Genomic DNA, 20127 nt, shown 5'->3' with positions numbered 1-20127 from the left:
TCACCACTACGCTGGCCACGAGGTCTCCGGTTCTGGGTTCTTCTTGGTCGATGAACCACCTACCGGAGACCTCGCTGCGTCCGGATCACAACACGCCGACGCTCACCAACTTCGAAACACGCCCTAGCCGTCCGCCGCAACTCAGAGCGGACCTTTCCAGGCCCGTCAGTCCGGCTCGCCCGGCCATGCCTCCGGGGGGTCGCCAAAAGCGCGACGACTGGCCTTCACGGCCAGGGCCGCCACGGCGGCGTTGGCGCCGCCGCCGATCACGGCGCCGATGCCGAACGGTGCCACCCTGCCAAGGACGATGACCCCCTGCTTGGTCCCGTACTTCGTGATGAAGTGCCTGCCCAGGACCTTGTTGATCTGACGCAGCGCGTCGGCGGGCACCTTGGCGACGATCTGCTTCGCCCAGTGCTTCCCCGTGACCTCGGCGGCCTTGGAGATGGTGCCGGAGCCGGACCCGCCGAGCAGAATCCCCATCACGATCGTCCGGCGTCGTTCGAGCTCGTCGATGGGGACTCCGTGGACCTCGGCCACGGAGAGTGCGAAGAGGACGCTGAGCTCGAGGGACGAGAACGTCTCGCCCGCCGTCAGCGCCAGCGCGACTCCCGTGCCGACCCCCGGCGCGGCCGCGGTCCCTCCGACCGCGGCGCCCGACCCGGTCAGGGCGCTGACGTACATCCGCTCCAGGTTCCGGATGACCTGCGCGGGTGACGCGTCCGGGTTCCGCTGGCGGGCCCGGGCGATGTTCTTGCGCACCAGCGGGCTCTGCAGGTCGATCGCCTTGTCCAGGAGGTCGAGGACTCGCTGCCCGCGTCCGGCCGGCTCCGGGTCCGGCCCCGGAACCGGTTCGGCGAGCGCATCTGTCGTCATGCCTGGAACTCCTCGGATCGTCACCTGGCGGCGGGGGGCTCTTACTCAAGCAGCCGAGTGGATCTCGTACCAGGCGGATCAGACCACCGACCGGTGGAAAGGCCGAAGGCGGCCAACCTCCTCAACGGCGCGGAGGCGCACGGCGGGCGCGTCGCCCGCCGTGCGCCTCGCCGGTCGGTCAGCCTTCTATGCGGTGTTGGGTCCAGAAGGAGGTGAGGTCGGTGGTGGTGGCCGCCTGGGCGGCCTTCTTGAACTCGGCGGTGGTGGAGATGCCGTACCAGTGGCTCTGCGCGTAGGTCTTGAGGAGGTTCGCCATGGCGGAGTCACCGATCACGCGCCGCAGGTCGTGCAGCGCGCACTTGCCGTAGTCATAGACGACGGTGGAGTAGCGGGACGAGTGCGCGTCCCAGTACGCCATCGAGTTGGTGATCTTCTCGTCGGACGACGCCCAGGAGACGTTGTTCCAGCAGCCCGCGCCGCTGATGCCGCGGTACAGGTCGGTCGAGTAGTCGGCGAACGCCTCGTCCAGCCAGGGGTGGTTGTACTCGTCGTCGCCGACGATCCCGTACCACCACTGGTGCGCCAGCTCGTGCGGGAGCGCGACGTTGCTGACCAGGTCGAGGACGAAGCCCGGGTACTCCATGCCGCCGAACCAGAAGTTGTTGTCGAGGATCGCGTCGACCTCGCCGTACGGGTAGGCGCCGAAGCGGCCGGAGTGCGCGTCGATCGCGTCGGTGGCCAGCGACAGCATCTGCTGGGCGCTGGACTGGCTGATGCCGCTCACCCAGTACATGTTCACCTTGACGCCGTTCGGCGAGGTGGCGGAGATCTTGGAGAACGGGCCCGCGCCCCAGGCGAACTCGCGGACGTGCGTCGCGGTCGCGGTGGTGACCGTCCGGCCGGACGAGCCGGGGGTGTCGACCGAGGTGCCGGTGGCGGGGACGGAGAGGGAACTCGGGTGGTCGAGCGTCACCTTGTAGTCGCTCGCCAGCCCGTAGAACGACTCGCCGTTGTTGGTGTACGGGTCGAGGTGCCAGCCGTCGCCGTCGTGGACGGCGAGGACGGGCAGCGCGTTGCCGAGGAAGTTGTACGCGCCGTCGTGCCCGAACCGGTCGGCGCCGGACGGAACCGCGATGGCGAGGTCGAACGCGACGGTCCCGCTCTGCCCCTTCGCCAGCGGCGCAGGCAGCGTCACCTTCATCGCGGTGCAGCCGACCGATAGGGCGGACGCGGTGCCGCCGGTCACGTTGGTGACGGTGATGGGGGTGCTGGACGGGCAGCTGCCGTGGGCGTTGTCCCACAGCCGCAGGTAGACCTCGGAGAGCGGGGCGGAGTCGGTGTTGGTGAACGCGACCGACTCGTGGCCCTGCCAGTTGGCGCCGGACGCGTCGCTGGTGAGGTTGACGGTGTAGGACTGCGAATCGGGGGTGCGGGTGCCGTCGCCGGTCGGCGGCGGAGTGGTCCCGCCGGAGACGTCGAGGGCGACGTCGTCGAGGACGAAGCTGGTCTGGGCGCCGGAGTCCTCCGTCCCGGTGAAGGAGAGCGTGACGGTCTTGCCCGCGTAGGCGGACGCGTCGAGGCTCTTCTTCACGTAGCCGGAGGCGGCGTCGAGGTTGGTGTAGGTGGCGACGGTGTCGCCGCCCATCTTCACGGTGAGCTTGTCGTAGGCGGTGCCCGGCGACTCGTCGGTGTCGACATGCAGGTAGAACGACAGGGTCGCCTTGCAGCCGGCGGGCAGCGTCACGGACTGCGACGCGGTGTCGGTGTGGGACGAGCCGTAGCCGTCGAGCCAGGCGAAGTGGGTGCCGGAGTGGGCGCTCTCACCGCTGCCGTTGGCGGACACGACGCCGGACGTGGTCGTCCAGGGCGAGGTGCCGCTCTCGAACCCGCCGTTGGAGACGACCTGGGCGGACGAGCAGTCGGTGAAGGTGGTGGCGTGTGCGGGCGCGGTCGCCGCGGCCAGGCCGGCCGCCGCGGTCGCCACGGCGGTGGCGGCGGCCAGGAGTCTGCTGTTCATGGTGCTCCTTGCTCATGACCGTCGCCGGTCCCCCAGCGGAGGGGACCGGCGACAGAGCGGGGGGCTGGGGTTACCGGGTCAGCCGGCGTTCAGAGCCACGTCGTCGAGGACGAAGCTCGTCTGGAGGTAGGCGTCCTCCGTGCCGGAGAAGGAGAGCGTGACGGTCTTGCCCGCGTAGGCGGACAGGTCGACGGTCTTCTGCGCGTAGCCCGAGTTGGCGTCGAGGTTGGAGTAGGACGCGACGGTCGTGCCGTTGGCCTTGACGGTCAGCTTGTCGTAGGCCGTGCCGGGCGACTCGTCGGTGTCGATGTGCAGGTAGTAGGTGAGGGTGGCCTTGCAGTTCGCCGGGATCGTCACCGACTGCGTGGCCGAGTCCGTGTGGGACTGCCCGTAGCCGTTGAGCCAGGCGAAGTGGGTGCCGGAGTGGGCGGTTTCACCGCTGCCGTTGGCCGAGACGACGCCGGACGTGGTCGTCCACGGCGAGGTGCCGCTCTCGAACCCGCCGTTGGACACCTTGTTCCCGGGCGAGGAGCACGTGCCGCCACCGGGCGGGTTGACCGTCCAGTTGAAGGTGGCCGTGCCGGTCTGGCCGGAGGTGTTCTTGGCGGTGACCGTGACGGTGCTGGTGCCCGCGGTGGTCGGGGTGCCGGACACGACGCCGGTGCTCGCGTTGATCGTCAGCCCGGCCGGCAGGCCGGTCGCGCTGTAGGTCAGCGTCTGCCCGTTGGGGTCACTGGCCTTGATCTGCACGTTCACGGCCTGGCCGACGGTGCTGGTCTGGTCGCCGGGGCTGGTGACCGTGGGGCCGCCGCCCTGGCCGGGGCAGGTGCCCGGGACGGGGTCGGACCCGGTGACGCTGACCGCCGCCCACGCGGCGTTGATCGTGTTGTACTCGGTGCAGTGCGTGCCGTACAGGTCGGCCGCGGCCTTCAGCGAGTCGGTGCGCGCCTGCGCGTAGTTCTCGTTGCTGTTGGCGTACGACGCCAGGGCCTTGTACCAGATCTTGGCGGCCTTGTCGTTGCCGATGCCCGTGACCGTGGAGTTGTTGCAGGTCGGGCTGTTGCCGTAGCCGTGGTCCCCGCTGCCGACGGCGGCGAGGAAGAACCAGTGCGCGAGCGGGCCGAGCGAGTAGTGCGGGTCGAGGCTGCCGTTGCTGCTGCTGTAGCAGTCGGGCGAGTTCCCGTCGAGCGACGGGTGGTACATCCAGCGCAGCGGCTGGTTGTCGCCGTTGATGTTGATCAGCTCGCCCATGGTGTAGTCGGGCGTGTCGTTCGGGTTGTCGGCGTAGAACTCCACCATCGTCCCGAAGATGTCGCTGGTGCCCTCGTTCATCCCGCCGGTCTCGCCGTTCTCCTCCCAGCCGACGAGGGCGCCGCTTACGCCGTGGCTCATCTCGTGGCCGGCGACGTCGAGCTCGACGAGCGGGCGGGCGTTGCTCTGGCCGTCGCCGTAGGTCATCTGGGTGCCGTCCCAGAACGCGTTGACGTAGGCGTTGCCGTAGTGGGTGCGGGACGGGACGCCGCGGCCGTCGCCGAAGATGCCGCTGCGGCCCTGGACGTTCTTGTAGTAGTCGTAGGTCATCGCGGCGCCGTAGTGGGCGTCGACGCCGGCGGAGGCGGGGTCGCTGTTGGTGCCGTTGCCGAAGGTCCCGGTGGTGTTGCTGAAGGTGGTCCCGGTCCCGGACGTGGCGTGGTTGAGGTTGGTGGTGTAGCCGTTGCCGTGGGACGGGTCCTTCATCGTCCACGTGCTGCCGGACTGCGTCAGGTCGAGGTTGACCGTCCCGACGTAGATGCCGTGGCCGGTGCCGGCGGTGAGCGCGGTCCGCGGGGCGGCGGGAGCGGCGGCGCGGACGCCGGCGGGAGCGATGGTGTCGATCTCGTCGCTGCTCTGGACGACGCGGCCCTTGCGGGCGTCGACCATGACGTGCAGCCTGCTCGGCGTCTGGTCGGCCTTGGTGCCGGACACGACGGTCTCCCAGACCAGCGTGGCCGACCGGCCGTCCATCTTGATCGCGAGCTTGGGGGTCGAGACCGCCGAGATGGTGCCCTTGAGCTGCTTGCGGGCGAGCGCGGCGGCGTTCTGGGAGCTGACGGCGGGGGTGGTGCGGATCGCGCCGGAGGTGGCGGACGCGGTCTCCAGCGTCCGGTAGGAGCCGTTGGGCTTGAGGTGGACGATGAGGTCGCCACCGTAGACGGGCAGCCCCTTGTAGGTGCGGTCGAAGCGGACGTCGGCGGCGCCGTCGCGGCTGACGGCGACGGTCCGGACCTTGAACGCCTGGCCGCTCGCGCGGTGGGCGCGCGCGCCGTGCGCGTCGAGGGCCTTCTGCGCGTTCTTGATGGCCTTCTTGCGCGTGGAGGGGGCGGGGTTCAGCGTGAAGTCGGCCTTGGAGAACGCGTTCGGGCCGGCGGGCTGCGACTTGGCCTTGGGGGTGGGCCGCGGGGTGGCCGCGGCCTGCGGTGCGACCGCGACGCCGGTGAGGGCGATCAGCGCGGCCGCCGATGAGGCGATCGCGATTGTCCGTTGGGACATGGGGGTGGTTGTCCTTTCACCACTGAAGCGGGTATCCCGTGGTGACGGGGGTGGACGTCCGCGCGCCGCGACATCCGCTCCCTTCTGCGTCATTTGGTTCAAGTCGGGCATCACGGACTAGCGCGAGTCTGTGGACACGTGAGCGTTTTCAGAAGCCTCACGGCGAACGCATAGGGATATCCCTATGGCCGCGGGGACACCCCGCCCGCGGGCCGGAGGGACTCAGTAGAACCGCAGGTCAGCGGCCGGACACCGCCAGCCGCGCGACGTCCACCCGGGAGCGGACGCCCAGCTTGCGGAACGTCCGGGTGAGGGCCGCCTCGACGGTCTTCACGCTGAGGAAGAGCCGGGACGCGATCTCCCGGTTGGTCGCGCCCTCGGCGACCAGGACGGCGACCTCCCGCTCGATGTCGGTGAGGACGTCCAGCGGGTGGGCGCCCGCGGACCTGTCCCGGTCGGCGCCCTGCTGCTCGTGCCCGGCGTGCCTGCCGTGATCGAGGTCCCGCAGCTCGTCCTGGACGAGATCCAGCCAGGGTTGGGCCTGCGCGCGCGCGAAGATGTTCCGCGCGCGCTGCAGGTCGGTGCGTCCCGCGTCCGTGTCTCCCGTGCGCGCGCGCAACAAGCCCAGCTCCAGCCAGGCCCGCCCCTCCTCCAGCCGATACGGCAGGGCCTGCGACTGCTCGACCGCGCGGACGAGCCCGTCCAGCGCCGCGTCGCGGTCGCCCTCCGCCGCGCGGACCAGCGCGGACGAGCGTTCCAGCACCGCGAGGACGCTGCGCCGCCCGAGCCGCGCCGCCTGCGCCCTCGCCTCGGCCAGCACGTCCGCCGCGTCCTTCGTCCGGCCGACGGCGACGAGCGCGTCGGCGAGGTCGGCGTGCCAGCGGCGCACCGCCGGGTCGCCGAGCCCCTGCGACGTCTCCATCAGCCGGACCCGCTCCAGGATCCGCACCGCGGCGGCGGCGTCGCCGAGCCGCAGCCGCACCTGCGCCTCGGCGTGCATCGCGCGCGGCAGGAACAGCAGGTCGCCGTCGCTCTCGCTGTGCTGGATCGCCTGCTCCGCCGCGCTGAGCGCCCGTTCGAGGTCGCCGCCCGCCGCCTCCGCCAGCGACAGCGCGTACCAGGACGGGCCCTGGCTCAGCCCGGAGTCCTCCGCGAGGTCGAGGCTCTGCCGGGCGAGGCTGAGCGCCTGCCGGCAGCGGCCCCGGTGGATCTCCACCTGGCTCATGGAGAACTGGCTCAGGCACAGGCTCTCGACCACGCCGCGCTGGCGGACGCCGTAGATCAGCGTCCGCAGCTCGTTGCGGGCCTCCTGCAGCCGGTCGTGCAGCAGGTGGTGCCGGTGCTTGAGGTAGATCGGCCCGTTGTGGTGCCACATGACCTGCGGCTCCTGCGGGTCGGCGAGCGCACGGCGCAGCGTCCGCTCGCCCTCCGGGCGGCCCAGGAAGAACTCGATGTTCGCCTGCTTGGTCAGCGCCAGCAGCTCCGTCGCCCGGTCCCCGGCGACGGCGGCCAGCTCGGCGGACCGCCGCGCGTGCTCCAGCGCCGCCTCCGCCGAGCCCAGCACCATCCAGGCCCGCCAGCTCAGCCGGTAGTGCAGCGGGGCGAGCAGCTCCGGCTCGCCCCGCGCGTCCTCCATCGCGCGCGGGAAGACCTCCTCCACCTCCCGGAGCGCCTGGCCGGAGGAGTCCATCACGACCATCCAGGCGCGCACCCGGTCCCGCGGCAGCGCGGTCGTCTCCAGCACCAGGTGCGCCAGCCGCCGTGCCAGCGGGTAGTCGCCCGCCGCGACGGCGTCCTCCGCGGCGCGCAGCCGGCGGCCGGCCTCGGCGTCCCGCTCGGACTCGGGGGTGTGGTCGGCGGCCAGCTCGCCGAGGTGCGCCGCCGTCGCCAGGCCGCCGCGGCGGCGCGCCACGGCGGCGGCGTCCTCCAGCGTCCCGGCGATCCGCCGGTCCCGGCCCGACGTCAGCTTCGCCAGGTGCAGGGCCCGCTCCACCGGATCGCGGACGGCCTGCGACAGCGCCGCGTGCGCCGCCTTCCGCTCGACGGCCTCCGCCTCGGCGTAGATGACGGCCGACAGCAGCGGGTGGGTGAACCGGATCTGCCCGCCCGCGTCCACGTCCACGATGCCCTGCCGCTCGGCCTCCGCCAGGTCCGCGCCGCCGGCCCGGCGCAGCAGCTCGACCGACGGGCGGCTCGCCGCGCTCGCCATCAGCAGCGTCTCGCGGGTGGCCCGGGGCAGCGCGCTCACCCGCTTCTGGATGAGCACCGACAGGCTCTGCGGGATCGGCAGGGCGCCGCCCGGCGCGCGGCCGTCGTCCAGCGCGCCGCTCTCCACCGCGCTGCGCGCGAGCTCCACGGCGAAGAACGGGTTCCCGCCGCTCGCGCGGTGGATCCGGGCCAGCTGCGAGCGCGGCCAGGACCGGCCGAACCGGTCCGCCAGCAGCGCCGCGAGCTCCGCCGCCGACATCGGCGGCACCTTCAGCGTCAGCACCGGCTTCGGGCACAGCCCGGCCGCGTCCCGCCACTGCCCGCCGGACCCGCGCGGGTCGCCGAACGACGCCCGGACGGAGACGACCATCCGCAGCGGCGGCGCGAGCCGCCCGGCCCGCCGCGCGACGAACGCGAGCAGCTCGCCGGTCGGCTGGTCCAGCCACTGCGCGTCGTCGACGAGGACGAGCCCGGGCCGGTCGGCGCACAGCATCCGCAGCGTGTGCAGCACGCCGAGGCGCAGGCACAGCAGGTCGCGCTCGCCGATCGGGACGTCGTGCAGCAGCAGCGCGGACCGCAGCGCGCGGCGCTCCGGCTCGGGCAGCCGGTCGACGACCTCGTCGGCGCCCTGCGCGACCAGGTCGATGAGGCCGAGGAACGGCAGGTGCCGCTCGGTCTCGGCGGGGCAGCACGCGAACACCCGGTGCCCGGCCGCGGCGTACTCGTCGGCGAGCGTGGACACGAGCGTGGACTTGCCGATCCCGGTGGGGCCGACGAGCAGCGCCCCGCCGCCCCCGGCGAGATGGCCGCGCACGTCGTTCAGCACGTTCTCCCGGCTCGGCGCCGGAGCGCCGCGGACGCGCTGGAGCCGTTCCCCGTCTGTTGCCGGAGGACGCGCAGGTGGGACGATGCCCATCGCGTCTCCGCCGGCCGGCCGGATCGCATGCCTCATCGCGTGGCCTCCGCACCGCCTGGGTCGGCGTGTGAACCCGTCGCGGACGGTAACCCGCTCCGCAACGGCAGTCAAGATCCCGGTGGCGGTCCGGCCGGGACGGCCCCGGCGGCCTCCGGAAACGCCCTCGGCGGCGGTCATGACTTCAAGTCAGTACGTCCATATGTAAGAACAAAGTATTGACTGGCCCTCGCCCGGCGGATACAAATGTGCCCCAAGCCACACAGATGACGAGAAGGTGAACAGAGGGTGAACACTCTCTGAACTCCATGTGACGCGTCATCCCCTCGACCGGGCCATTGGAGGCACACCATGCGGGTCGGACTGTTGGGCGCGGGACGGATCGGGGCGTGGCACGCCCGGTTCCTCAGCGGACATCCGGCGGTCGGGGAGCTGGTGATCGGCGACGCCGACGCGCGCCGCGCCGAGGCCCTCGCCGGCCCGCTCGGCGCCCGCGCCGCCGACCCCGGCGCGGTGCTCGCCGCCGGCCCGGACGCGGTGCTCATCGCGACGCCCACCTCGACCCACGCCGACCTGCTCGTCCGGGCCTGCGAGGCGGGCGTGCCCGCGTTCTGCGAGAAGCCCGTCGCCCCCGACCTGCGCACCACGCTGGAGGTGCGCGACCGCGTCGCCAAGACCGGCGTGCCAGTGCACATCGGCTTCCAGCGCCGCTTCGACGCCGGGTACGCCGCCGCGCGCCAGGCGGTGCTGGACGGCCGGCTCGGCGACCTGCACCGCGTCCACCTCGTCACCGCGGACCCGGCGCCGCCGCCCGCCGAGTACGTCGCCTCGTCCGGCGGGATCTTCCGGGACTGCCACATCCACGACTTCGACATCCTGCGCTGGGTCACCGGCCGCGAGGTCGAGTCGGTGACGGCGGTGGGCGCCAACCGCGGCGACGGCTACTTCGCCGACGCCCGCGACGTCGACACCAGCGCGGCCGTCCTGGTGCTGGACGACGGCACGATCGCGACGATGCAGGGGTCCCGCTACAACGGCGCGGGCTACGACGTCCGGATGGAGCTGTCCGGCACCGCCGGGACGTGGGTGGTCGGGCTGGACGAGCGGGCCGCGCTGCGGTCGGCGGAGCCGGGCGTCGACTGGCCGTCGGGGGACGCGTGGACCAACTTCTGGGACCGGTTCGAGCCCGCTTACGCGAGCGAGATTGGAACGTTCCTAGACATGGCGCGGGGCCACGCCGACAGCCCCTGCACCGTCGACGAGGCCCTGGAGGCGCTGCTCATCGCCGAGGCCGCCACCGTGTCGCTGCACGAGGAACGCCGCGTCCGGACCGCGGAGCTGCGATGATCTGGGCCATCGCGTTCGGCGCCGTCGCCCTCGCCTTCGTGTGGGTGACCGGCGTCAACGACGGCGCCGCGCTGCTCGGGCTGAGCGGCCGCTACCCCCGCTCGCCCGCGCCGCTGCTCATGCTGCTCGTCCTGCTGCCGCTGGTGCTCGTCCCGCAGCTCGCCGGCACCGCCGTCGCGCGGACCTTCACCGAGCGGCTCGCCGACCTCGGCGACCCGCACGGCGCGGTCGCGTTCCTGCTCGGCGTCACGGTCGCGCTCGGCGTCGTCGGGCTCCTGTCCCGCAAGGGGCTGCCGACCAGCCTCACCCTCGCGATCCTCGGCGGCATCGGCGGCGCCTGCCTCGGCATGGGCCTGCACGTTTCCTGGGACGGGCTCGCCACCGTCCTGCTCATCGGCGCGGCCGCCCCGCTCGTCGGGACGACCGTCGGCTACGGCCTCGGGCTCGCGTCGCGGCGCGTCCCCTCGTTCGCCGGCATGCCGCGCGCCGTCCGCACCGCCCACGTCGTGGCCTACGGCGCGCAGTGCGCCGCCTACGCCGCGAACGACGGGCAGAAGATGCTCGCCGTCGTCAGCGTCGCCCGCCAGGTCGTGACGACGCGGCGGCTCGGCGCGGTCGGGCCCGTCCAGCCCGCGCCGCTGATGCTGCTGCTGATCGCGGTCGTGTTCTGCGCGGGCGCGCTGAGCGCGGTGCACCGCGTCGGGGAGCGGCTCGGCCGCGGCCTCGTCCTCGCCCGCCCGCTGCACGTCGTCTCGACCGAGGCCGCCGCGGCGGCGTCGGTGGCGGCCAGCTCGCTCGCCGGCGCGCCCGTCAGCATGACCCAGTCGGTCACCGCCGGGGTCGTCGGCGTCGCCGCCAGCGAGGGCGCGTCCCGGGTGCGCTGGCAGAACGTCCTCGGCATCGGCGCGGCCTGGCTGTTCACGCTGCCGCTGGCGTTCGCCGCCGGCGCCGCCGGCGGCCTCGCCGCGAGGGCGCTGTGAGCGCCGCGGTGCGGCCCGCGCGCCGCTTCCGGCTTGTCTGGGACGACCTGCGCGGCCGGTCCGGGAACCGGGTGATCGACCAGGTCGGCCGGCAGATCCGCGCCGTCCGCGACGGCGCCGAGCTGGCCCGCGCGATGGCCGCCGGGCGCACCTCGCCCGCCGACGCGCGCGCCCGGATGGCCGAGATCGAGCACGCCGGCGACGCCGAGCGCGCCGCGCTCGCCGCGATGCTGCGCGGCGTGCTCGCCACGCCCATCGACCGGGAGGACCTCTACCGGCTGTCCCGGTCCGTCGACGACGTGCTGGACAACCTGCGCGACTTCGTCCGGGAGGCCGACCTGTTCGGCCCGCCGGACCTCGACTTCACCCTCGCACCGCTGGACGCCGTCCTCGACGGGCTGACCGCCCTCGACGGTGCCGTCCGGAAGGTCCTCGCCGAGCCCGCCGCCGTCACCCTCGCGGCGCTGGGCGCGCGCAAGGCCCGCAACCGGGTCCGGGAGACCCGGCAGGCCGAGCTGGCCCGCCTGTTCGCCGGACCGCTCGGCATCGACGTCCTGCGCGGCCGGGAGCTGCTCGCCCGGCTCGACGCGGTCGGCCGCCGCCTCGGCGAGGCGGCGGACGCGCTGTCGGACGCGATGCTCAAAAGAAGTCACTGACCCCGCTGTCACGAACGACCCCGCTGTCACGAACGACCCCGCTGTCACGAACGACCCCGCTGTCACCGCATGAGAGCCGCAGGTCGGGGGCCCGCGGATGCACACCGAGGAGAGAACTCACATGATCCGCACCATTCCCGCCGGGCGCCGCGCCCGGGCCGGTGCCGCGGCGGCCGCAGCCGTCGCCACCGCGCTGCTGAGCGCCTGCGCGCCGTCGACCAGCGGGCAGGCCGGCGACGAGGGGACGCCGCTGCCGTCGGTGACCGTGGAGGACGCCGCGTCGTTCAAGCTGGACGACCTCGTCGCCGCCGCCAAGAAGGAGGGCGGCGTGCTCGCCTACGACGGCAGCGGCGACGTCAAGGACATGGCGGAGGCGTTCACGAAGAAGTACGGCATCAAGGCCGAGGGCGTGAAGTCCAAGGCCGCCGACACCGCCGAGAAGATGACCCGCGAGGCGCAGGCCAAGAACGTCACGATCGACGTGAACCTGTTCGAGGACGGCCCGATGCTCGTCGGGCAGCTCCTGCCGCAGCAGGTCGTCAAGACGTGGATCCCGCCGGACCTCGCGCCGCACATCAGCGAGGCGAACCGCAACCCGCTGATGATGATCTCCAAGGCGTACGTGTTCACCTACAACCCGAAGCTGAGCCCGCAGGGCTGCCCGGTGAAGAACATCTGGGACCTCACCGACGCCGAGTGGAAGGGCAAGGTGATGCTGCAGGACCCGCTGGGCAAGGAGGTCTTCACCCAGTGGTTCACGCAGATGGCCAAGCAGGGCGGCGACAAGCTCACCGCCGCCTACGAGCAGCTCGGCAAGGGCAAGCTGAAGCTGTCGGAGGACGACCCGGCGCACGAGTGGGTGAAGCGGTTCGCGCAGAACGCGCCGGTCCTGACCACCGAGGACGAGGACGTCGCCGCCGGGGTCGCCGCCCCGAACCAGACGCAGCAGCGCATCGGCCTGCTCTCCATCGCGAAGTTCCGCGACCTGGAGGAGAAGGGCTACCAGATGAAGGTCTGCGAGGGCATGAACCCGTGGGTCGGGTTCGCGTACCCGAAGTTCGCGACCATCGCGACCGGCTCCAAGCACCCGAACGCCGCGAAGCTCTTCGTGCACTTCGCGATGGAGAAGGAGGGCTTCGACCTGGAGGCCCACGCCGGCGGGGTGTCCGGTAACGACGCGGTCGGCGTCAGCAAGAACAACCCGCCCGGGCTGACCGACTGGAACACGCAGCTGTACCAGTTCTCCGCGAGCCAGCTCATCGCCGACTTCCGCGACCGCCAGGACATCAAGGACTTCTGGCGGCTCAACCACCACTGATTCTCTGTCCGGCGGGCCGCGAGCGGCGGCCCGCCGGGCCCTCACCCCGGAGGAACCTTCCATGGCGGTCGCCGCCTCCGCACGGCCGGCGTCACGTGGCCGGCGCGTGCTCTACCGGGCCCGCGTGCTGCTGCGCGATCCCACCGTGCTGCTCGGCATAGTGATGAGCCTCGTCCTGCTGTATCTGGTCATCGCGCCGCTGGTGTCGGTGATCTCCGACGCGGGCCGCGTCCAGTACGGGGACGGGGCGCGCTCCGGCCAGGCCCCCGGCTCCTGGACGAGCTACTACCTGTGGCGGGTGTTCCGGTCGCCCGTCAGCAAGCTGCTGTTCTGGGAACCGCTGTGGCACACGCTGTTCGTCGCGGTCGGCGTCATCGTGTTCGCGCTGGTCGTCGGCGGTTCGATGGCGTGGCTGGTGACGCGGACGAACGTGCCGGGCCGCAGGTTCCTGGCCGCCGCGCTCGTCGTGCCGTACATGCTGCCGTCCTGGACGTTCGCGCTGGCGTGGCTGACGCTGTTCAAGAACGAGGGGTCCGGCGGGCAGGTCGGGTACCTGCAGGGCGCCGGGATCCACACCCCGGACTGGCTCGCGTACGGGCCGCTGCCGATCATCGTGACGCTGGGCCTGCACTACTACCCGTTCGTGCTGCTGCTGTTCGGGAACGCGCTGCGCCGCATCGACTCGCAGCTGGAGGACTCGGCGCGGATCCTCGGCGCGGGCGGGAAGACGGTCATGCGCCGGATCACGCTGCCGCTGATGATGCCGGCGCTGTCGTCGGCGGTGCTGCTGGTGCTCGGCCGCGTCCTCGGGACGTTCGGCACCCCGTACATCCTGGGGCTGCCCGGCGACTACAACGTGCTGTCGACGAGCCTGTACCACGCGATCCGGGACCGCAGCACGGGCGTCGCGTCGACGCTCGCGGGCGTGATCGTGCTGGTCGGCGTGCTGGTGGTGCTCGTCGACACGCGGCTCGTCCGGGAGCAGCGCCGGTTCGTCACCGTCGGCGGGAAGGGCGCGATGGACCGGCGCGGCGACCTGCGCGGCTGGCGCTGGCCCGCCTTCGCGATCGGGATGGCGGTGTTCGCGGCGAGCGTCATCGTGCCGGTGCTGACGCTGCTGCTGTCCACGATCACCAAGACGCCCGGCGTGTTCAGCGCGGACAACTTCACGCTCAAGTACTGGTTCGGCAGCGACATCCCCGGCGCGGTCGGGTTCCCGCACGGCGTGCTGCGCGGCACCGAGCTGTGGGAGGCGGCCTGGAACAGCCTGCGCATCGTCGGCCTGGCGTCGCTGGTCTGCGGGCTGCTCGGCCTGCTGATCGGGTACGTGGTGGTGCGCGGCGACGGCAGCCGGGTCGCGACGTTCCTGCGGCAGGTGTCGTTCTTGCCGTATCTGGTGCCCGGCATCGCGTTCGCCGCCGCCTGCCTGTCGCTGTTCGCGGTGCGGCGCGGCCCGGTCCCGGCCCTCTACGGGACGATCACGCTGCTCGTCCTGGTGCTGGTCATCACGCACCTGCCGTACTCGTCGCGGTCGGGGATCTCGGCGATGATGCAGCTCGGCCGGGAGCCGGAGGAGGCCGCGCAGATCAGCGGCGCGCGGTGGCCGACCCGGATGCTGCGGATCATCATCCCGATCCAGCGCGGCGCGCTCGTCACCGGCGTGGTGCTGCCGTTCATCTCCGGCCTCAAGGAGCTCAGCATCGTGATCATGCTGACGACCTCGGGCACCCAGCTGCTGACCACGCTGTCGATCGGGCTCGTCGACTACGGCTACACCCAGCTCGCCAACGGCGTCGTGCTCGTCATCGCGCTGGTCTCGTTCACCATGACCTACCTGGCCCAGCGGCTCACGAAGAGCAGCCTGGCCTCGGGCATCGGAGGTTGATCAATGCCGACCATCACGCTCAGCGGAGTGGTCAAGAACTACGTCAGCGGGCACGCGGCGGTGAAGGACCTCGACCTCACCATCCCCGACGGCTCGTTCACCTGCCTGCTCGGGCCGTCCGGCTGCGGGAAGACGACCACGCTGCGGATGATCGCCGGGCTGGAGCAGCCGACCCTCGGTGAGATCACCGTGGGGGACCGGGTGCTCGACTCGGTGGAGAAGGGCGTCTACGTCCCGCCGGAGAAGCGCGACATGGGGCTCGTCTTCCAGAACTACGCGCTCTGGCCGCACCTGACGGTGCGCGGGAACACCGAGTTCGGGCTGCGGATGCGCAAGGTCCCGGCGGAGCGGCGCAAGGCCCGCGCGATGGAGGCGCTGGAGAAGGTCCAGGTGGCCGAATGCGCGGACCGCTACCCGTCGCAGCTGTCCGGCGGGCAGCAGCAACGCGTCGCGCTGGCCCGGATGCTCGCGGTCGACCCCGACGTCCTGCTGCTGGACGAGCCGCTGTCGAACCTGGACGCGCGGCTGCGGCTGGAGATGCGCACCGAGCTGAAGCGTATCCACGACGAGACCGGCGCGACCGTCGTGTTCGTCACGCACGACCAGATGGAGGCCATGACGATGGCCACCCACATCGCCGTGATGTGCGACGGCGAGTTGCAGCAGGTCGCGCCGCCGATGGAGATGTACGAGCGGCCCGCGAACCGGTTCGTCGCCGAGTTCGTCGGGAGCCCGCCGATGAACATGGTGCCGGGCGAGCAGGCGGGGCTCGCGTCGTCGTTGCAGCGGTTCGCCGAGAAGCGCGGCGACTTCGGCGCGGTCGGCTGCTTCGGCGTCCGTCCCGAGGTGCTGCGGCTGGCCGCGCCGGGCGGCGCCGTCCCGGATTCCGCCTGGTCGGAGGACGCGATCGTCGAGACCGTCCTGCCGACGGGCCCGAGCTGGACGGTCGAGCTGCGCGCCCACGACACCCGGATGTTCGCGATCACGCACGAGGACCCGGGCGCGGGCCCCGGCGACGCGCTGCGCTGCTGGGCGCGTCCGGAGGCCCTGCACCTGTTCGGTGCGGACGGCGCCCGCGTCGCCGCCTGGGACGAGGCCGTCGCGCCGGTCCGCGAGGCCGCCAAGTGAGCGACACGACCCCCAGGACCGACGCGAGCCCCATGACCGACGCGAGCCCCAGGACCGACGTGACGCACCGCCTCTCGGGCCGCACGATGCGCAGGCCGCGGGCGCTGCTGCTGGACTTCGGCGGCGTGCTCGTCGAGACGTCCCGCAAGCCGGGCTGGTCGGCGGCGCTCGCCAAGGAGGTCCACGCGCTGCTGTCCCGCGCCGGTTGCCACGACCTCGACGCCGCCGCCGTGGAGACCGACATCAAGGCGGGCGCCGCCGCCGACAAGTGCTGGAAGGACGCGATGTCGCGGCCCTACGCGCCGGCGGAGATGACCCACACCGGGTTCTGGGGCGACTACGTCGCCGCGGACTGGCCCGCGCCCGCGCGGCAGCTCGTCGTCGCGCACGCCACCCCGCTGTGCAAGCGGATGGGGGAGCTGCGGCAGGACCGGCATACCCGTCCCGGCATCCCCGAGCTGCTGGACGGCGCCGCCGCGCTCGGCATCCCCTGCGGGATCGTCAGCAACGCGCTGTCGGGGGCGGTACACCGCGACTACACCGAGGCGACGGGCCTCGCCGGGAAGCTGGCGATCGAGGTCTACAGCGACGAGGCCGGGGTCCGGAAGCCGAACCCGGAGATGGTCTGGATCGCCACGCGCGCGCTCGGCGTCGAGCCCGAGGACGCCTGGTACGTCGGCGACAACTTCGACCGGGACGTGGTGTGCGGGCACCGCGCCGGCGTCGGCGGCAACGTGCTGATGGTCGCCAAGGGCACCTACGACGTCCCGTACGAGGTCCGCTACCGGCCCGACGCCGTCGTCGACGACGGCCACGGGCTGCTGGACCTGCTCACCACCGCTGCCGAAGGAGACGCATGAACAGCAAGGGCATCGGCGTGCCCGAGTCGATCGAGCTCGCGCGGATCGCGGAGACCGCGGCGCGCGCGACCGGCGACCGGCTGCGTGGAGCGTTCCGATCGCGTCCGGAGGTCGCGCTCAAGCGCGACTTCCACGACCCGGTCACCGAGCACGACCGCGCCGCCGAGGAGACGATCCGCGCGGTGCTCGCCGAGCACACGCCCGGCAGCGTCGTCGTCGGCGAGGAGGGCGGCACGCGCGGCGAGGAGGGGGACGTCCGCTGGTACGTCGACCCGATCGACGGGACCGCGAACTTCGCCGCCGGCCTGCCGTTCTTCTGCACGTCGATCGCGGCCGTCGCGGGCGGCGAGGTCGTCGCGGGAGTGGTGTACGACCCGGTCCGCGACGACATGTTCACCGCCTCGCTCGACGGCGCGACCTGCAACGGCGAGCCGATCCGCTCCGCCGGCGCCACGGAGGACCGGACCGGCGTGATCGTCACCGGCTACCCCAACGCGCGCGAGCTGAAGCGGGCGGGCGACGCGGCGCTGCGCAACTACGCGCGGCTCGTCGAGTCGTTCGCCACCGTCCGGCGGCCGGGGAGCGCGGCGCTGTGCCTGGCGCACGTCGCGGCGGGCTGGTCGGACGCGGCGTACGGCACGTCCGTCAACGCGTGGGACGTCTCGGCAGGGCTGCTGCTGGTCCGCCAGGCCGGCGGCACCTACCTGCCGCTCGGCGGGGAACCGGGCGGCGACGACTGGGACGCCCCCGGCTACGTCGCGTGCGTCGGCGGGTTCGACCTCGCCGGGTCGGTGCTGTCGGAGATCGCGGGCCTGACCCCGGCGGGCAGCCGGTGAGCGCGACCGGCGTGCGGACCGCCGAGTGGATCGTCACGGACCTGGACGGCACGCTCGTCGGCCGCGACCTGCGGATCGTCGCGGCGAACCTCGCCGCGCTGCGGCGCTTCACCGGCGCGGGCGGCAGCGTCGTCGTCGCGACGGGCCGCAGCGAGGAGTCGGCGCTGCCGTACTACCGGGAACTCGGCCTCGCGACCCCGGCGATCCTCTACAACGGCGCCCGCATCGTGGACCTGAGCACGAACGCGGTCCTGTACCGGCGGTGCCTCGGCGCTGCGGCGTGGGCGCGGCTGACGCTGCTGTTCGACGAGATGCCGGACGGCGTGTGGCCGGTCGCGTTCAGCGGCGGCCGCGCCCACGTCCGGTCGGAGCCGGCGGCGCTGGCCGAGTACGCGCGCCGCGACCGGATCACCCTCGCGCGGATCGGCTCGTGGGGCGAGCTGCCCTTCGACGAGATCATCAAGGTGATGCTGATCTGCGACCGCCCGGAGCTGGTCGGCGCGGCGGAGACGGCCCTCGCCGGGTTCGCCGCCGACCCCGGCACCGGCGTCACGCTCGTCCGCTCCGAGGCGACGTACCTGGAGGTGCTGCCGGCGGGCGCGACCAAGGGCACCGCGCTGCGCGAGCTCGCGGCGCTGCGCGGTGTCCCGATGGACCGGATCGCGGCCATCGGCGACAACCCCAACGACCTGGACATGATCCAGGCCGCCGGGCTCGGCGCGGCCGTGGGCGACGGGGACCCCGGCGTCCGCGCCGCCGCCGACGTCGTGGTCGCCGACTGCGCGGCGGGCGCCGTCGCCGACCTGGTCGCCCGGGTCATGCCGTGATCCTGACCGTCGTCGGCTGCGCGGGCACCGTCCCCGGGCCGGACGCCGCGTGCTCCTGCTACCTGCTGGAGCACGCGGGGTACCGGCTGCTGCTCGACCTCGGCACCGGCGCGCTCGGCCCGCTGCAGCGCCACGCCGACCCGTGCGCGATCGACGCCGTCGTGATCAGCCATCCGCACCGCGACCACTACTCGGACCTGATCCCGCTCGCCTACCTGCGGGACCGGCGCGGCGCGGCGAAGCGGCTGCCCGTCACCGCGCCCGCCGGGACGGCGGCGCACGTCGTGAACCCGGCGGCGCCGCCCGCGTACGCGGGCGCGCTCGACTGGCGCACCCCGCCCGCCGAGCCGCGCCCGTTCGGGCCGCTCACCGTCACGACGGCGCCGGTCGTCCACTCGGTGCCGGGCGTGGCGGTGCGGGTGTCGGCGGACGGTGCGAGCCTCACCTACTCCGGCGACTCCGGCGAATGCGGGGAGCTGCTCGACCTCGCGCGGGGCACGGACGTGCTGCTGTGCGAGGCGGCGGCGTCCGTGCGGACGCCGGGCGCGTCCGAGACGCACCTGACGCCCGTCCAGGCGGCCGGGCTCGCGCGGGAGGCGGGTGCGGGGCACCTCGTCCTCACGCACCTGCGGCCGTGGGCGGACCCGCTCGCCGCGCTGCGCGACGCCCGGGAGGTCTACGCCGGGCCGATCTCGCTCGCCGTGCCGGGACTGCGCGTCATGGTGTGAAAGCCCTGGTCGTGGCGCGTCCGGTCAGGACGGGAGGGACGGTGATGCGCCGTCCCTCCCCGGTCCCGCCGCCGATCCGGTCGAGCAGCGCCGCCATCGCCCGCGCGCCCAGCTCGGCAGCCGGTGCCGCGACCGTCGTCACGCCCCCGGCCTCCGCGCCCGGCGCCTCGCCGACGGCGACCAGCGACACGTCGCCCGGGACGTCGAGCCCTGCCCGGAGAAGCGTGATCAGCGCCGAGGTCCCGGTTGCGTCTCCGACCGCCACGACACTCGTCGGCGCCCCGTCCGACCGCCACGGGACGTCCCGGACAGGCGTGAGCCCGGCGGCGGCGATGGCCGCCTCGTAGGCCTTCTCCAAGCGCGAGCGGCCTGGGCCGGCGTTCAGGAAGGCGATGCGGCGGTGCCCGAGCCCGGCCAGATGCGTCACGGCCAGCCGCGTCGCCTCCGCGTCGTCGCCGGTCGCGCAGTCGACGCGGGCGGACCGCAGCGACCGTCCCGCCACCGCGACGGGGCAGCCGGCCGCGGCGCGCTCGATCTCCGCCGCCGCGATCCGCGGGCCGGCGAGGAGCAGCCCGTCCAGCCGCAGGTCGAGCAGCTCGCCCAGCGCGGCCCGCTCGCGCGCCGGGCGCCCGCCGCCACCGGCCAGCAGCACCCGGACGCCGCGCCGCGCGGCCTCGTCCGCCAGCCCGTCGTGGAGCGCCGCGAACAGCGGGTCGTGGAGGTCGGCGGCCAGCACCCCGACCATGCCGGTGCGGCCCGCCGCCAGGCCCCGCGCCATCACGTTGGGCCGGTAGCCCAGCTCGTCCGCCGCCTTGAGGACGGCCTCGCGGCGCTCCTTGCCGACCTTGGGCGAGCCGCGCATCACCAGCGACACCAGCGCCCGCGACACCCCCGCGCGCGCGGCGACGTCCTCCAAGGTCGGATGGGCCATCAACGTCCTCCACTCACGTGCCTGCCCCCGATCCAACCAGCCCTCGGCTCCCCGCGTTCACGTGTGGCGTGCCGCCCTCATGAAGCCG

The 20127-nt window shown here is 73.1% G+C and carries 15 protein-coding genes; 10 read left to right on the top strand and 5 right to left on the bottom strand.

Annotated features, from left to right (window positions below; all coding sequences use genetic code 11):
• Positions 1-165: 165 nt before the first annotated feature.
• From F9B16_RS37330 to F9B16_RS37315, 4 genes are all read right to left on the bottom strand, one after another.
• The gene (locus tag F9B16_RS37330) at positions 166-876 is read right to left on the bottom strand and encodes a hypothetical protein (protein WP_151544940.1); all 711 of its coding nucleotides are present in this window, start codon (positions 874-876) and stop codon (positions 166-168) included.
• A gap of 178 nt (positions 877-1054) precedes the next feature.
• The gene (locus F9B16_RS37325; RefSeq protein ID WP_151544939.1) at positions 1055-2893 is read right to left on the bottom strand and encodes a M1 family metallopeptidase; all 1839 of its coding nucleotides are present in this window, start codon (positions 2891-2893) and stop codon (positions 1055-1057) included.
• 78 nt (positions 2894-2971) lie between these two features.
• Positions 2972-5422, bottom strand: a complete 2451-nt coding sequence (locus tag F9B16_RS37320) for a M4 family metallopeptidase (protein WP_151544938.1) — start codon at positions 5420-5422, stop codon at positions 2972-2974.
• Between the two features lie 238 nt (positions 5423-5660).
• The gene (locus tag F9B16_RS37315; protein ID WP_225992286.1) at positions 5661-8456 is read right to left on the bottom strand and encodes a helix-turn-helix transcriptional regulator; all 2796 of its coding nucleotides are present in this window, start codon (positions 8454-8456) and stop codon (positions 5661-5663) included.
• A gap of 438 nt (positions 8457-8894) precedes the next feature.
• Between F9B16_RS37315 and F9B16_RS37310 the strand changes: the two genes are divergently transcribed.
• The 10 genes from F9B16_RS37310 to F9B16_RS37265 all read left to right on the top strand — a co-directional run bounded on the left by F9B16_RS37310 (position 8895) and on the right by F9B16_RS37265 (position 19108).
• Positions 8895-9890, top strand: coding sequence for a Gfo/Idh/MocA family protein (locus tag F9B16_RS37310; protein ID WP_151544937.1), 996 nt, complete (start codon positions 8895-8897; stop codon positions 9888-9890).
• Positions 9887-10870: an inorganic phosphate transporter gene (locus F9B16_RS37305; protein ID WP_151544936.1), complete on the top strand. Its 984-nt coding sequence runs from the start codon at positions 9887-9889 to the stop codon at positions 10868-10870. Before F9B16_RS37310 ends, F9B16_RS37305 begins: the two co-directional genes overlap by 4 nt.
• The gene (locus F9B16_RS37300; protein ID WP_225992285.1) at positions 10867-11526 is read left to right on the top strand and encodes a DUF47 domain-containing protein; all 660 of its coding nucleotides are present in this window, start codon (positions 10867-10869) and stop codon (positions 11524-11526) included. The genes F9B16_RS37305 and F9B16_RS37300 overlap by 4 nt, the downstream gene beginning before the upstream one ends.
• Before the next feature lie 121 nt (positions 11527-11647).
• Positions 11648-12844, top strand: a complete 1197-nt coding sequence (locus tag F9B16_RS37295) for an ABC transporter substrate-binding protein (protein WP_151544935.1) — start codon at positions 11648-11650, stop codon at positions 12842-12844.
• A 61-nt stretch (positions 12845-12905) separates the two neighbouring features.
• Positions 12906-14729 (top strand): ABC transporter permease, encoded by a 1824-nt coding sequence (locus F9B16_RS37290; protein WP_151544934.1) that lies wholly within the window; start codon positions 12906-12908, stop codon positions 14727-14729.
• Between the two features lie 3 nt (positions 14730-14732).
• Complete coding sequence (locus F9B16_RS37285; RefSeq protein ID WP_151544933.1) at positions 14733-15857, top strand: ABC transporter ATP-binding protein; 1125 nt, start codon at positions 14733-14735, stop codon at positions 15855-15857.
• Positions 15854-16717 (top strand): HAD family hydrolase, encoded by an 864-nt coding sequence (locus F9B16_RS37280; protein ID WP_225992284.1) that lies wholly within the window; start codon positions 15854-15856, stop codon positions 16715-16717. Before F9B16_RS37285 ends, F9B16_RS37280 begins: the two co-directional genes overlap by 4 nt.
• Positions 16714-17553 (top strand): inositol monophosphatase family protein, encoded by an 840-nt coding sequence (locus tag F9B16_RS37275; protein WP_225992283.1) that lies wholly within the window; start codon positions 16714-16716, stop codon positions 17551-17553. Before F9B16_RS37280 ends, F9B16_RS37275 begins: the two co-directional genes overlap by 4 nt.
• Positions 17550-18380 (top strand): Cof-type HAD-IIB family hydrolase, encoded by an 831-nt coding sequence (locus tag F9B16_RS37270; RefSeq protein WP_151544932.1) that lies wholly within the window; start codon positions 17550-17552, stop codon positions 18378-18380. The genes F9B16_RS37275 and F9B16_RS37270 overlap by 4 nt, the downstream gene beginning before the upstream one ends.
• A complete protein-coding gene (locus tag F9B16_RS37265) occupies positions 18377-19108 on the top strand; it encodes an MBL fold metallo-hydrolase (protein WP_192809178.1) in 732 nt (243 codons plus the stop codon). Before F9B16_RS37270 ends, F9B16_RS37265 begins: the two co-directional genes overlap by 4 nt.
• Here the strand turns inward: F9B16_RS37265 and F9B16_RS37260 are convergent.
• Complete coding sequence (locus F9B16_RS37260) at positions 19098-20039, bottom strand: LacI family DNA-binding transcriptional regulator (RefSeq protein WP_151544931.1); 942 nt, start codon at positions 20037-20039, stop codon at positions 19098-19100. The two genes, F9B16_RS37265 and F9B16_RS37260, sit on opposite strands and share 11 nt — an antisense overlap.
• Positions 20040-20127 lie beyond the last annotated feature (88 nt).

This window comes from Actinomadura montaniterrae (genome assembly GCF_008923365.1).
GTDB classification, from domain to species: Bacteria; Actinomycetota; Actinomycetes; order Streptosporangiales; family Streptosporangiaceae; genus Spirillospora; species Spirillospora montaniterrae.
This window is presented reverse-complemented; position numbering and strand designations above follow the sequence as displayed.